At 37.1% G+C, this 15,079-nt stretch carries 13 protein-coding genes; 12 read left to right on the top strand and 1 reads right to left on the bottom strand.

Annotation, left to right across the window (positions count from 1 at the left end):
- Positions 1-307: 307 nt before the first annotated feature.
- From G9371_RS11510 to hisC, 7 genes are all read left to right on the top strand, one after another.
- Positions 308-1,756 (top strand): RNA polymerase factor sigma-54, encoded by a 1,449-nt coding sequence (locus tag G9371_RS11510; protein ID WP_029423873.1) that lies wholly within the window; start codon positions 308-310, stop codon positions 1,754-1,756.
- A 168-nt stretch (positions 1,757-1,924) separates the two neighbouring features.
- A complete protein-coding gene (gene hpf / locus G9371_RS11505) occupies positions 1,925-2,263 on the top strand; it encodes a ribosome hibernation-promoting factor, HPF/YfiA family (RefSeq protein ID WP_001167461.1) in 339 nt (112 codons plus the stop codon).
- A gap of 138 nt (positions 2,264-2,401) precedes the next feature.
- Positions 2,402-2,653 (top strand): BolA family iron metabolism protein IbaG, encoded by a 252-nt coding sequence (ibaG, locus tag G9371_RS11500; RefSeq protein ID WP_001083680.1) that lies wholly within the window; start codon positions 2,402-2,404, stop codon positions 2,651-2,653.
- A gap of 6 nt (positions 2,654-2,659) precedes the next feature.
- Positions 2,660-3,916, top strand: coding sequence for a UDP-N-acetylglucosamine 1-carboxyvinyltransferase (gene murA / locus G9371_RS11495; RefSeq protein ID WP_029423872.1), 1,257 nt, complete (start codon positions 2,660-2,662; stop codon positions 3,914-3,916).
- Positions 3,916-4,599 (top strand): ATP phosphoribosyltransferase, encoded by a 684-nt coding sequence (gene hisG / locus G9371_RS11490; RefSeq protein WP_001000724.1) that lies wholly within the window; start codon positions 3,916-3,918, stop codon positions 4,597-4,599. The genes murA and hisG overlap by 1 nt, the downstream gene beginning before the upstream one ends.
- A gap of 105 nt (positions 4,600-4,704) precedes the next feature.
- Positions 4,705-5,994, top strand: coding sequence for a histidinol dehydrogenase (hisD, locus tag G9371_RS11485; RefSeq protein WP_001253725.1), 1,290 nt, complete (start codon positions 4,705-4,707; stop codon positions 5,992-5,994).
- A 69-nt stretch (positions 5,995-6,063) separates the two neighbouring features.
- Entirely contained in the window at positions 6,064-7,149 is a 1,086-nt protein-coding gene (gene hisC, locus G9371_RS11480; protein ID WP_029423871.1) for a histidinol-phosphate transaminase, read from the top strand.
- 3 nt (positions 7,150-7,152) lie between these two features.
- Here hisC and G9371_RS11475 read toward each other — a convergent pair whose 3' ends face one another.
- Positions 7,153-8,541, bottom strand: a complete 1,389-nt coding sequence (locus G9371_RS11475; RefSeq protein WP_029423870.1) for an anthranilate synthase component I family protein — start codon at positions 8,539-8,541, stop codon at positions 7,153-7,155.
- Positions 8,542-8,859: 318 nt separating this feature from the next.
- Between G9371_RS11475 and G9371_RS11470 the strand changes: the two genes are divergently transcribed.
- From G9371_RS11470 to filE, 5 genes are all read left to right on the top strand, one after another.
- Positions 8,860-9,735 (top strand): DUF6160 family protein, encoded by an 876-nt coding sequence (locus G9371_RS11470; RefSeq protein ID WP_000781576.1) that lies wholly within the window; start codon positions 8,860-8,862, stop codon positions 9,733-9,735.
- Positions 9,736-10,030: 295 nt separating this feature from the next.
- Positions 10,031-10,864, top strand: a complete 834-nt coding sequence (locus tag G9371_RS11465) for a C39 family peptidase (protein WP_000889486.1) — start codon at positions 10,031-10,033, stop codon at positions 10,862-10,864.
- A gap of 45 nt (positions 10,865-10,909) precedes the next feature.
- Positions 10,910-12,112 (top strand): hypothetical protein, encoded by a 1,203-nt coding sequence (locus G9371_RS11460; RefSeq protein ID WP_039211805.1) that lies wholly within the window; start codon positions 10,910-10,912, stop codon positions 12,110-12,112.
- A 12-nt stretch (positions 12,113-12,124) separates the two neighbouring features.
- Positions 12,125-13,789, top strand: a complete 1,665-nt coding sequence (locus tag G9371_RS11455) for an OmpP1/FadL family transporter (protein WP_003111848.1) — start codon at positions 12,125-12,127, stop codon at positions 13,787-13,789.
- A complete protein-coding gene (gene filE / locus G9371_RS11450) occupies positions 13,783-15,060 on the top strand; it encodes a putative pilus assembly protein FilE (protein WP_025466947.1) in 1,278 nt (425 codons plus the stop codon). The genes G9371_RS11455 and filE overlap by 7 nt, the downstream gene beginning before the upstream one ends.
- Positions 15,061-15,079: the final 19 nt, after the last annotated feature.

Raw genomic sequence — 15,079 nt, 5'->3', positions numbered from 1 at the left:
CAGAAGTGAAACCTCTTAGCGCTGATGGTAGTGTGGGATTACCCATGTGAGAGTAAGTCATCGCCAGCTCATTATTCCAAACACCCCAATCTCAAAAGAGGTTGGGGTGTTTTTTTATATGGGAAATAAAAATTTCAAAGAATCATCGATACTAAAGAATAAGACAGAATAAAATTCTATCGTTTTTAATAAATAAATTTCTATTTTTCTCATGAATTGATGAGTCAATGTATAGGATAAATCATTACTCTATGCTATAAATAATTAATAGGCATGATTTTTGCTTGTTTTTTGGAAAGAGAAATATATGAAATTATCTGTTGGATTGAAAGTTGCGAATTCTTTATCGTTAACGCCTCAATTGCAGCAGGCAATCCGTTTACTACAACTTTCTAGCCTAGAGTTAGAGCAAGAAATCCAAATTCAATTAGATAGTAATCCATTACTTGAAAAAGTAGAAGATGAATCACTAGCAGAAAGTTTATCTACTTTAGAACACAAAGAAACTGATGACCTTACAACAGAGTTGAATGCTGATCACTTACCTGATGACTTGCCTGTTGATACTGAATGGGATGACATTTATACACATCAATCCACTGCTTTGGGTACTCCTGAGTTCGAAGAGCGTGAAGATAATCGCCAAGTTCACCTGACGCTTAAAGAACATATTTTGGAGCAAGTGAACTTACTACATTTTTCAAAAATAGATCAGTTGATTGCTTATTGCATAGTTGATGCTTTAGATGATAAAGGTTTTCTGGATGCTGAATTAGAAGAGATTATTTTGGCAGTACAGCATTTATTAAGTGAGATGGATATAGATGAGGAAGTGGAAGAGGATGAAGTTTTAGTAGTCTTAAAATATATTCAACGTCTTGATCCAATTGGTATTGGAGCTCGTAATTTAGCTGAATGTTTAAAAGTTCAGTTGGAGTTCTTGCCTAGAGAAACTGAATATTTGAAAGAAGCTAGAAGTCTACTTCAATATTACGAATTACTGATTGCGAATGATCTTAATAAATTATTGAAGCAAACCGGGCTTTCCAAAGAACAATTAAAATTTGCAGTTGATTTATTAAAAACATTAAAGCCTTATCCAGGCATGGATTTTGAAAAGCAAGAATCAGAATATCAAATTCCTGACGTAGTCGTTGCCAAGAAGGACTTGCATTGGCAAGTTCAGTTAAATCCTGATGTGATGCCAAAATTAAGAATCAATTCTTTTTATTCGAGTATGATTCGTAGGGCAGATCAAAGTGATGATAATTTATACCTACGTAATCAAATGCTTGAGGCTAAAAATTTTATAAAAAGTATTGATGAACGGCACAAAACATTATTAAAAGTTGCGACTTGTATTGTTGAGCATCAAAAAGCATTTCTTGAAATAGGTCCCGAAGCAATGAAACCCTTAGTACTAAGGGATGTTGCAGAAGAAGTAGAATTACATGAGTCGACCGTTTCTCGCGTTACCACAAATAAGTATATGCTTACTCCACGTGGACTTTTTGAGTTGAAATACTTCTTTTCTAGTCATGTGGGGACAACCACAGGAGGTGAGGCTTCTTCTACCGCAATTCGGGCGATGATTAAAAAGTTAGTTTCTAATGAAAATCCGCGTAAACCTTTGTCTGATAATACAATTGCTGCTTTATTGAAAGAAGAGGGAATAGAAGTAGCTAGAAGGACTGTAGCAAAATATAGAGAATCGTTACATATTCCATCGTCATCCGAGAGAAAAGTCTTGATCTAAATTTTGAAGTATGGCTATTCTACTCATTCATTATGACGAAATAATGAAATTTCATTTTCACCAAGAGGAGTAGCTAAAATGGTTTAATTGTCCCAAATCATCTTTTTAGATTGCATTAAATCGTTTTAGTTCTTCTTTATATAACCCAAAAAGGTGAGGGATAGAATTATGCAAATAACGATTCGTGGACATCATTTAGCAATTACACCAGCTATAGAAGAAAATATTAAAGCAAAATTTAATCAGTTAACGAAACATCTTGATCAGGTGAATAGTATGCAGATTAAATTAACGAAAGATCATCAGATTGATAAGCGCTCACATAAGGGTAGCTCTAATCATGTGGCTGAAGCGATAGTTCGATTACCTGGAATTGAGCTATTTGCTCAAGCAACAGCGGATGATATGTATACTTCAATAAAAAAACTGACTGAAAAATTAAAAAAACAATTGTTAAAATATCGGAAAATGCAATGTACGTATTCTCAAGTTGCTGTTTCTATTTAATAAGTTTTTAATAATTAAGAGAGGCTTGAAATATAGCCTCTTTTTTATTGATAAAATATAAACACGTACTGAATTCTTTGAAAAAGTTATAGTAAAATACTTCGTTTTACACCGTAGGTTGTGTCAGAGGTCTTTGCAATGAATAGTGAACAGCTCACTCAAATTTTAAAAGAAGCTTTTCCTGAGGCGGAAGTAGTGGTGAGCGGACAGGCTGGAAAATTTGACCTCCGTATTGTGGATGATCAATTTGAAGGTAAGCGTACTGTTGCCCGCCAACAAGCAGTTTATGCACCATTAAATACTTATATTGCAAGTGGCGAAGTTCATGCCGTAACAATTCGTGCGATGACCAAAGATGAATGGCGCAAAGCAAGCCTTTTCGGAGCTTAAATATTAATGGATAAATTTTTAATCACGGGCGGTGTTAAGCTCGAAGGGGAAGTACGCATTTCTGGTGCTAAAAATGCGGCTTTACCGTTACTTGCGGCAATGATTCTTGCTGACTCTCCAATTACATTAACCAATGTTCCAAATCTTAAAGATGTAAATACTTTGGTGAAATTAATTGGTGGACTGGGTGTCACAATTAGTTATGAAAATGACACGGTTAAGGCAGATACTTCTACTTTAGATAACCAGTTTGCTCCTTATGAGCTTGTCAAAACAATGCGTGCATCTATTTTGGTATTAGGGCCATTATTAGCGCGTTACGGAAATGCCAAGGTTTCATTACCTGGTGGATGTGCTATTGGCTCTCGTCCAGTAGATCAACACTTAAAAGCCCTAGAAGCATTGGGTGCACATATCGAAGTTGAAAATGGTTATGTACATGCCACTGTTGATGGTCGTCTGAAAGGCGGCGAAGTGGTTTTTGATATGGTTACTGTTGGTGGTACCGAAAATATTTTAATGGCAGCTGCTTTGGCAGACGGTGTAACCACAATTCGTAATGCTGCACGTGAACCTGAAATTACTGATCTTGCGCAAATGCTTATTAAAATGGGCGCAAGAATTGAAGGTTTAGATACGGATACATTGGTTGTTACTGGTGTAGAAAGTCTACATGGCTGTGAATATGCAGTTGTTGCAGACCGCATCGAAACAGGTTCTTACTTAGCTGCTGCTGCGATTACTGGTGGACGTGTAAAAACCACCCATACAGATCCTTCATTGCTTGAGGCTGTTTTAGATAAATTTGAAGAAATGGGGGCTGAAGTTACCCGTGGCGATGACTGGATTGAATTGGATATGTTGGGTAAGCGTCCTAAAGCAGTAAGCTTTAGAACACTACCTCACCCAGAATTCCCGACCGACATGCAAGCACAAATTATGGCTGTAAATGCAATTGGTCGCGGGTTTGCAACGATTTCTGAGACCATTTTTGAAAATCGTTTCATGCATGTTCCTGAATTGTCACGTATGGGTGCTAATATTCAGGTCGAAGGCCATGATGCTGTTGTGACGGGTGTTGAAAAATTACAGGCAGCACCTGTAATGGCAACAGATTTACGTGCCTCATTCTCTTTGGTTTTAGCGGCTTTGGTTGCTGAAGGTGATACATTAATTGACCGTATCTACCATATTGACCGTGGTTATGAGCATGTCGAAGAAAAACTTCAAGGTTTAGGTGCTAAAATTAAGCGAGTAAGTTAATGAATGACGTAAGAAACGATGATCCTAATTTTAACGTAATGGGTAATTTCGATCATGGTTTGACCTTGGCACTGAGTAAAGGACGTATTTTAAAAGAAACTTTACCTTTACTTGCTACAGCCGGTATTAACTTGCTTGAAGACCCGGAAAAATCGCGTAAGTTGATTTTTCCAACCACACATAAGCAGGTTCGTATTTTAATTTTACGTGCATCTGATGTGCCAACTTATGTTGAGAATGGTGCAGCTGACTTAGGTGTAGCTGGTAAAGATGTACTTATGGAACATGGCGCTCAGCATGTCTATGAGTTATTGGACCTGCAGATTGCGAAATGTAAATTAATGACTGCTGGTAAAGTAGGAATGGAACGCCCAAAAGGTCGTTTAAAAATTGCCACTAAGTATGTCAATCTTACACGTCAATATTATGCAAGCTTAGGCGAGCAGGTGGATGTTATTAAACTTTATGGTTCTATGGAGTTAGCACCATTAGTTGGTTTGGGCGATTATATTGTTGACGTAGTGGATACTGGAAATACTTTACGAGCAAATGGTCTTGAGCCATTGGAAGAAATTTGCAAAGTATCTTCACGTCTTATTGTCAATAAAGCGAGCTTTAAGCGTAAACAGGTTTTATTGAACCCAATCATTTCCCAACTTGAACAAGCTGTTCAATCACGTTAAAAGTAATTTCCTATCATGCTTTTGCGATAGTTGTAGATATGATGCCCACAAGAGCTTAGAAAAAGAGTAAACTTGGTTTTTCTTTTTCGCCTTGTGGGTAAATTGATGCGACGTTTATCGACTCAAGATCAGAACTTCAAACAGGTTTTTGCCGAGCTTTTAGCTTTTGAAACCGTTAATGATCCTAATTTAGTTCAAACAGTAGATCAAATTATTGCTGATGTTCGTCAGCATGGTGATGATCATGTTTTAAAACTTACTCAACAGTTCGATCGACATCCAGCGCATCAATTTTCCGATTTAGAATTGTCTCAACAACAACTTAAAGCTGCTTTTGATGGTTTAAATCAAGAGATTCGTGAAGCCCTGCAACTTGCAGCTGATCGTATTCGTACTTTTCATGAAGCTCAAAAACAAGATAGCTGGACTTATGTAGATGATTTGGGTAATACCTTGGGACAAAAAGTGACGCCACTTGACCGTGTTGGTATTTATGTACCAGGCGGACTTGCATCTTATCCTTCATCTGTACTTATGAATGCGGTACCAGCACATGTGGCCGGTGTACCTGAAATTATTATGGTTGTGCCAGCGCCAAATGGTGAACTAAATCCACTCGTTTTAGCTGCCGCCTATCTAGCAGGTGTTAGCCGAGTATTTACCATTGGTGGGGCACAAGCTGTTGCTGCTTTAGCTTATGGTACGCAAACTGTTCCACGTGTTGATAAAATTACGGGTCCTGGAAACCGATTTGTGGCAGCTGCTAAACGTGCTGTATTTGGTCAGGTGGGTATCGACATGATTGCTGGGCCTTCTGAAATATTAGTTTATGCAGAAGGTGTGAATAATGCTGAATGGTTAGCGATGGATGTATTATCTCAAGCTGAACATGACACAGTAGCTCAAGCTATTTTCATTACTCCAGATGAAGCATTATTAGAAGCAGTAGAGTCTGCAATTGAGAAACATTTAAATGAATTGCCTAAAGCCGAAATTGCGCGTACATCGATTGAAAATCGTGGTGCATTAGTTTTGGTAAAAGACCGTGCTGAGGCAGTTGATTTGATTAATCAGGTTGCACCAGAGCATTTGGAATTATGTCTTGATGATGCCGAAGCGATGAGCCAAGACATTCGTCATGCAGGGGCAATTTTTATGGGTCGCTATACACCTGAAGCAATTGGTGATTATTGTGCTGGCCCAAACCACGTATTACCGACATCTGGCACAGCTCGTTTCTCTTCGCCACTTGGTGTATATGATTTTCAAAAACGCTCTAGTTTGATCATGTGTTCAAAAGATGGCGTTAAGACTTTGGCTAAAACAGCTGATGTACTTGCTGTTCAAGAAAATCTCGATGCCCATGCACGCTCGGCGCGTTATCGTTATCAATAAGTTTTAAGCCTATCAGTGTTTTTCATGATTATTCAGGGCTGACTTTCAGCCCTTTTTTGAGATAAGACTATGACTGTATCTACAGCACAAATGCGTTTTTGGAGTCCTGAGGTTCGTGAATTAGAGCCGTATGTGCCAGGTGAACAACCTAAAATCCAGAATCTATTAAAGTTAAATACCAATGAAAACCCATATCCACCATCACCAAAAGTAGTAGAAGCAGTTCAAGCGGTGTTACATGCACAAGCCGATGTGCTGCGCCTATATCCAGATCCGGATGCGACAGCGTTAAAGCAAGCAATTGCGAAACAACAGAATATTAATGTATCTCAAGTTTTTGTAGGTAACGGTTCTGATGAGGTATTGGCTCATATCTTTAAAGCATTTTTTCTTCAAGATGAACCAATCCTGTATCCGGACATCACTTATAGTTTCTATCCAGTTTATAGCCAATTTTTTGGCACAAAAACAAAAGAAATTCCTCTCAATGAGAATTTTGAAATTGATGTGCGAGATTATACCCAGCCAAATGGTGGGGTTATTATTACCAACCCAAATGCACCAACCAGTATTGCGCTCAGCTTGGCAGAAATCGAACAAGTATTACAGGCAAATCCGGACCGCGTGGTTGTGATTGATGAAGCTTATGTTGATTTTGGTGCTGAGTCAGCTGTAAGTTTGATAAACCGCTATGAAAATCTTGTGGTATGCCAAACGACTTCAAAGTCTCGTTCTTTAGCAGGTCTACGAGTCGGGTTTGCGATTGCTCAGTCGCACTTGATTGCAGCACTTGAGGCTGTAAAAAATAGTTTTAATTCATATCCAATTGATCGCTTTGCTATTGCAGCAGCGGTAGCTTCTTTTGAAGACCAGGCTTATTTTGAAGAGCAGTGCCAAAAAGTTATAACAAGTCGAGAGAAACTTGTTCGTGATTTAACTGAACTTGGTTTTAACGTTTTGCCATCGAAAGCGAATTTTATTTTTGCTACGCATTCACAGCATGATGCTGGGCAACTTGCACAAAAATTACGTGAGCAGGGCATTATTGTTCGTTACTTCAATAAGCCTCGCATTAATCAGTTTTTACGTATCACGGTTGGAACTGATGAGCAAAACGCGCGTTTAGTTCAAACTTTGAAGCAAGATATTCTTTAATACTTATTCTGCTGTGCTGTTCATCAAGTTCAGCATAGCAGAGATTTTATCAAGGCTTTCCTGATATTCAGCCTCAGCCTCTGAAGCAATAGTAATACCGCCGCCTGCCCAAATAGAGAGCTGGTTTTGATATTGTTGAAAACTACGAATCAGAATATTCCAGCGCCCAGTACCATCAAAATTAAAATATCCCAAAGTCCCACAATATGCTCCTCTTGGCGCACCTTCTAACTCTTCAATAATTTGCATTGCCCGAATTTTAGGAGCTCCTGTAATTGAACCTCCTGGTAAAGCAGTGAGTAACATCTGCATAGGATTAATATCATTTTTAAGTGTAGCCGTAATCTCACTCACCATATGATGAACTTGATTGAAGCTCTCAATTTCGAATAGTTTTGTTGTTTTTACCGAACCTGTATTGGCATAAATGCTCAAATCATTACGTAATAGATCAACGATCATCACATTTTCTGCTTGATCTTTTTTAGAATTTTTTAAAGTTTGTTTTGAAAGTAAATCCTGCTCTTTATTCTCATAACGAGGCATTGTACCTTTAATGGGTCTGGTTTTAATTTGCTTATCTACATTAAATTCAATAAATAATTCAGGAGAGCAACTTAACAACTCAAATTCTGTTAATTTTAAATAACCAGAATATGGTGCATTGGTTAAATTCCATAGCTCATCTGCTTTATTTAATAATGAACCAGTAAAATTCGCTTTGAATTCTTGAGTAAGGTTAATTTGATAACAATCTCCTGCCTTAATATATTCTTGTATTTTGTGAAAAACAGTTAAGTATGTATTCTTAGACCAGCGAGGATAAATATTTTGTTCTAGTTTAAAATTGTTTTTTTGTAGTTTGCTAGAAGGTTTATTGAGTAGAGCTGAAAGATAGTTAAAAATTTCAAAAGCATTATTTTCATCGCTAAAAAAATACCATTCATTATTTATTTTTTTAATAAAAGAATAATAGGAACCTATAAATAAAGACGGTTGTTTATGTGATTGATTATTTATAAATTGATGTGCAGAAAAGTCATAGCTAATAAAACCAATATACCCCCCCTTAAAACTTATTTTTTCTCTATTGCTATTTTCTATTTCTTGAGATTGGAATTGTGTAAAATCTAAAAGATTTTCTATATAAGATGAAAACTTATATTTGTTTAAATCAGTTTTAGTAAATAAAAATTTTTGGTTATTTTGAGTGATTAAATAATTTTTTGGTAAAAAACCAATAACAGGATTGTTATCATCTTGAAGATATACAAGTCCAGTTAACTCTTCTAATTTATTTAAAATATCGGCAGCAGAGTAATAGCTTTCTAAAGAGATTTTTTTCTTTAAATGAGACATTTTAAACATGTGAGAGTTTGGAAGAGGTGGCATAGTTTACTACAAGTTAGAGTTCAACAGGCAGTTGAGTGAAAAGACCCTAACATTTCGTGGAAAAAATAACCGAATTATCCTTCAGATTTCAGAATAGTAATAAATCTTTTTAGTCAGTTTGATGCCGTACCGTTTGTCGGGTAATTGGCAAAAAATGCATTACACTAGTTGAACAAAAATTAACGTAGCTGTAATTTAGTAATTGCTAAGCAAAACTACTCAAGGATTGGAAGTTTCGGTTGCCATAAAAGAAAAATGCAACTTGAGACAGTGAGAGTGGTTAAAGTCAAAAAATAAATGCTCTTGGGAGAGTGCTCAATGAAAATGTTCACTAAACTTGCTTTAGTTTCTTCTTTAGCTATCAGTGCAAATGCAATGGCGATGCAATCAATGGATGATGCTGCGCTTAGTGCTGCTACAGGTCAAGATGGTATTAATATTGGTATCGCTCTAGGTTCAGGTGGTATTTCTATCGACAAATTATTTATTCATGACAATGATGGCTTGGATCCGGCTACTGGTATTACAGGTGCAGCAGCAACTGCTGGTGCAATTACAATTACGGGTACAACTGCAACTGGTGGTAAAGCAATAACTCTTACACAAGTTGATCCAACTACTAATTTATTAGATCTTAAAATTGATAGTGTTGGTGCATCAGGTACTAATGGCGCATTTTTAAATGTAGCTGCAAATGTTGGTGCAGTTAATGTAAAAGTTGGCTCAATTGGCGTAGGTTCTTCTAATACTTTAAATGAGACAACTGCTGTTCGTGGTATTACAGAAGCAGCTCCAACTGAAATTATTTCTGGTTTAGATTTATCTTTAGGTGCAATTTCAGCTAATGTTCAGTTAGGTTCGACACCACAAGGTGCAATGATCAAAGTAAATTCAAGTTTGCAAGGGGGCTTAACACTATCTAACTTTGGTATTAATGATGCTGCAGGTGGTGGTCAAATCTTCCTTGATAAGGTTATGGTTCGTGGTGCAGGCAATACAACTGGGAATTTAGATGTTAATGCTAATATTTCAGTTGTTCCAACCGGTTTAAAAATTCAAAATAATAGTGCTCAAGGTATGAATGTTTATGTACAAGGAGTACATTTAGGTTCTAACACTGCTGCTTCGATTGGTGATGTAGAAATTCAAGGTTTAAATGTAGGTACCTCTACGATTACAATCGCGGGCCATTAATTTAAATATAAAAAAGCGCGTTTTATACGCGCTTTTTTTATAAAAATAAAAAGCTTCTTCATATGGTTATAATAAAAATTATTATATAAGTTTTAAATATATTTAAATTATTTATAGAAAAATGAGGGGTAATTATCATTCTATCTATAGTAAAACTATACATTCATCAAAAAGATTAAAAAAAAGCTGTTTTTTACATAAAAAAAAGGTATCTTCAACACACAGGGATGTAGAGCTATTGCTCTAAGAATAAAATGAATAAGGCCAGTTAGGCTACCATTTAGACCAAGTGCTTATGTTAGAGATTGCTTTAGGCTCAGCATTGATATATTACTTTGCAACAGAAGCCTTCGAAATAGAAAAAAAACCGCCGGGAACTGTTTATTATACAGAGACTGCCGATTCACGTAATTTATCATTTCATCGAAATCATATTGAACCAGTTACTATAAAACCAGCTGTTGAAGACCAGTTTCGTGGAATTGTTCGACAAGCCTACGATTATAGTTGTGGGTCTGCTGCCCTTACGACTTTATTAAATGGTTATGTTGGTACGAGTTTAACGGAACAGCAAACAATGAGTGGTTTGCTACAGTACGGTGAGTATCAACGTATTATTGAACGCCGAAGCTTTTCGCTACTTGATATGAAACGCTTTGTCACAGCAATTGGCTTAGAGAGTGGTGGTTACCGAGGGGAGTTTTCTGATTTAGTTAAACTCGGTCAACCTGCAATTGTTCCGATTTCATATGCTGGTTTTAAACATTTTGTCGTATATAAAGCTTATAAAGATGGACGAGTATATGTAGCTGATCCAGCTTTAGGGAATATCAGTTTTGACGAAAATCGTTTTAAGGAAATTTGGGATAATAATACGTTATTTGTAATTTCAGTTCCTGAATCTCAGCGTAAAGACTTATTAGCATTAAAAGATTCGGATATGCGTCATGTAGAGGATGCAACAGTCAATAGATATGCTTTTGTTGATGTGCAATATCCCACATATAAATATGACCGTTTAGCAAATAAGGCTTCTACGATGCGGCGAGTTTTGGATACTGATACTCATTCCTCAACTTATAATCAGCCGATAGATACTTATATGCGTCTTTATTACAAGCGTAAATAGTCAGATTTTAATTTAATAAAATAAATAAATTGGGTGGGAAGAAATATGGATAATCGATGGATTAAAATGAGTGTTTTGGCCTTAAGTATGAGTGCCATTACAGGGACAATCTATGCTGAGGATCAGGTACAACAAACACAGGTAGAATCATCAAATCAGAGCACAGAGGCAGGAGTTGAGGTAAATTCTCTAGCTACTGAAGCGACAAATTCTTCTTCTGTTAGTACAGATGCGGGAACACAAGCTTCTGAGACATCATCTACGAATGTACCTGAAAATAATAGCGGGGCAAATCAAGCTGCTAGCGCCCTGCAGAAGAAAGAAGGTGATGCAAGTCAAGAGACAAATCTACAAGAAGTATTTACTTCAAATGAACGTCAATATTCTTTAATTAAGAAGGGGGTAATTTCCTCTTATTATGATCTCGATTATACCTATTATCGTGATACAAGAATTGATTTGGCATTAGATAGTAGTTCTACCCGTTTAAACAGATTACGGGTTGAAGAAGATGCAAACCATACTTTGACTAATAGCTTCACAGTCCAGTACGGGGTACTAGATAACTTAACTTTATCAGCAACTTTACCTTTTGTTGCGAAGTCTGAAATTATTCGGGATACAACAACCGCAGGATTGGGCGATATTTCATTAGGGGCGCGTTGGGAACCTTTTCCTTTAAAACAAGGCCGTTTACCACTCGTTCTTTTTGGTAGCCTATCAACGAAGACTGGTGATAGTCCGTATGAAATTGGTTTAGATGAGCTTTCAACAGGTAAAGGATATTATTCTGTAGGTGTCGGCGCCAGTACCCGTAAGTATATTGACCCAGTTGTTTTATTTGCATCAGCCTCGGCAAATTACGGATTTAAGGAAACTGGTTTAAATCAAAACAGAGGGGGAGGTGATGATGAAACCGGTCCTCGTATTCTAAAAAGTTTTGATCCAGGGATTAGCGGTGGTTTTTCTTTCGGTTTTGCATATTCATTTAACTATGATGTGTCTTTAACCATGTCGTATCAGCAAAGCTTCAATATGGATGCCGAATTCCAGTTTGAAAATGGGGAAAGCTATAAATCACCTGATCAAAGTAGCGCAATGTTGTCTTTTGCTTTAGGTGTTCGAGTTTCTCCTGAGACTATTGTTAATGGTACGGTTGGAATTGGTTTAACTGAAGATGCGCCAGATATTTCACTTGGCTTGTCATTCCCGTTAGATATTTTAGGTTTTAATAAAAAACAAAAATAAGGAGATATGCAGGTGAAATATCCTAAATTATGTCCTTTAACGGCGGCAATTGTTATCTCCGGTTTTTCTAGCTTTGCCAATGCTCAATTAGGACAAAACCTAGCTGTTGATATTCGCTCGTTATCCATGGGGAATGCAGTAACTGCAGACCCTCCTGGTATTAGTGCAGTTCATTTTAACCCTGCAGCTTTAGCAAAAATTGATGGGTTGCAAACAGATGTACAGGGGATTCTTGCAAACTTTGATATTCAAAGAGAATTCTCAGCACCGCCTGGATATAACGTTTTTGGTTATTCAGATGACCCGATTGTTTGTAATGATGGTCCAGAAGTTTCAGCCAATATTTGTACAGATTTTAAAGACTCTGTTCACGGTGATGTGGAGTACGCGAGCCTGTATGTACCTATTCTTAAAAAAATGGTAGATCTCGGAGCAGGTTATCCACTAGTTGCCCCTACAGCAGGAATTGCCTATAAACCACCAGGCTCAAAAGTAACCTATGCAACAGCCGTGTATGCACCGTTGGTTGCAGGATTTGGAGCTGAAAATGGAAACCCTGGTAACTACATGGGTCAGCAAGTTGCTGTTGAGCGGATCACCTATTTATCACCATCTTTTGGTTATCAGGTAAATGATCATTTATCGATTGGCGCTTCTGTAGGGATGTCATATAACGCCCTTGCATTAAAAACCGACTTACGTTTCCCTAATGAGATGATAGGGGTATTACGTATGGTTGATGAGGTGGTTTGTAAACCTTTTAAAAATAATAGTGACATGATCACCGACTTACTATTATTTGGGATTTGTAACACACAAGAAGGTATGAATCCATTTGGTAAGATGGGAGCACTACAGGTTTCATTAGAACAATCTTTAAGCCCAAGTTACAACTTAGGATTGCTTTGGGAACCAACAGATAATTTTGGGTTTGGTATGGTATACCAGAGCTCTGCCAAGATGCGTTTAAAAGGCAAATATATGATTGATAATGCCAAAGCGCCTCAGCAACTTGTGTCAGGACTTAACTCATCTGCTACGGGTCAAATTTTAGCTAGAATTCTTGGGTTGCCAGGTTATGTTCCTGATATTGAGTCAGGCTTAGTAGCAATGGATTTAGAATATCCAGCCCATTTTCAGGCGGGTATTAAATATAAGATATTGCCAGATTTACAATTGAACTTAGATGTTGGATGGACTGACTATTCAGCATGGGATAAATTTAAATTTGAATTTGATCGCCAGATTTCATTACTTAAAGTTGCAAAATTACTATCTAATAATGTGACTGATAACTCCTTGGCATTACCATTGAAGTTTACTTCCCCATGGAGTTGGGGTATCGGTTTAGAGTATTCCGCAACAGATCGTTTAAAATTACGTGCAGGTTATGAACCGCGTGCTAGTGCTATTCCTGATGATAAACGTAATACCATGGTTCCAATTAATAATGCGCAATTATTTGGTCTCGGCGTGGGTTATCGTTTTGATGCGGATACAGATCTAGATCTTTCAGTCGGTTTCCTACGTAGTCGTGACAATATTCCAGCTTGTACGAGTACATTATCGAATAAATGTGGTGTCGATAATATCTTATTAAACCCATACGCTGGTTTGGATGTGAAAACTAATACCAAAGTTACAGTACTTGGTTTGAGCTATAGAACGAAATGGTAAGACTATATAAATGGATGTTTAGCCCTAAATTTGCTATCACAACTTTATGCGTTGCGATAGCAAGTATTTCTGTATCTTATGCAGACGGTTTTTATACAATTATTGGGCCAGATGGGCGGCCTATGATTGTACCAAGTAAAAGAATTGATCAGAAAAAACAACCTATCCCTAAAATAGAGGAAAGAAAACCACAAACTCAGCAGAATCAACCTATAGTAGATGTTGTACAAAAAACATCTAAAGAAAAAGAACAAACTAAAAATTTACCGAAAAAACTGGAACAACATGTCCAAGAAAAATTAAATACTGCACCGACTGCACCGACTGCACCGACTGCACCGACTGCACCGACTGCACCGACTGCACCGACTGCACCGACTGCACCGCAAAAAACTCAGAAAAATACAAAAACTGTTTCAGTAGTCAGTGATGATTTAAAAACATCCACAGAAAAAAATAAAATTATTGAGAGCGGAAATGCCCCTTCAGTATCTAATAATGAATGGCAAAAAAAGTTAGTTCTCGTTCCTCCACCAATAAAGAGTACATCTCAAGCTGCACCATCCTCCGATTCTTCACTCGATAAATCTAAATTTACAACTATTGATGGCGTAGAGTATGTAAATAATGAATATCTTGAAGATCAAGAATTTAACATTGAAGGTAAGAAGCGGTTTTACCTTATGCCTGATGGTTTGGGGCGCACTGAATCAGTAGAGCGGAAAAAGGGGGTAAGTCGATCAACTTTAGATCAGCTTTTCAATCGACAAACTCAAGACCAAGACTCTACTGTTGTTTTAGCGCCGACGTATATGCGTTTGTCTTCACAAGAGCTAGAAGCGGCTTTTGAACAAGATAAGTGCTTTATTAAAGATTATAAAAAATCAATTAAAACGCTTAGCACAAATAAGGAAGTAAACTTATGGCCACGGAAGCCATTGAAAGAAAAATTTGAATATGAGTTGGTACAGTTAAATCCTTCTGTTCAGCATTTAAAAGTTATGTCTTTTGCTTCTAGTAATGAGAAGCCTCTATATTATTGGCCACTCGTTGTATTTTTGGATGATAAAGGCTGTATTCTGGAAGGAGTGAGCGGGTTTAAAAGTAAATCTTATCCTTCGACTATGTTACAACATGCATCGATTCAAGGAGTTTTAAAAGTACCGCCTTCAGCACATTATATTATGATGACGCCTTTATCTTCTGCTGTGGATGTTACAGAAAAAGAGTTAACAAATCAGGGACAAATTCAAATTTCGGTATTGCGTTAAAAATAAGTAGGGTAGCTAA

Origin of the sequence: Acinetobacter sp. EKM10A (assembly GCF_011075215.1) — a bacterium.
Classification (GTDB): Bacteria; Pseudomonadota; Gammaproteobacteria; order Pseudomonadales; family Moraxellaceae; genus Acinetobacter; species Acinetobacter baumannii.
Note: the sequence above shows the minus strand (reverse complement) of the source record. Positions and strands in the feature narration are given on the sequence as shown.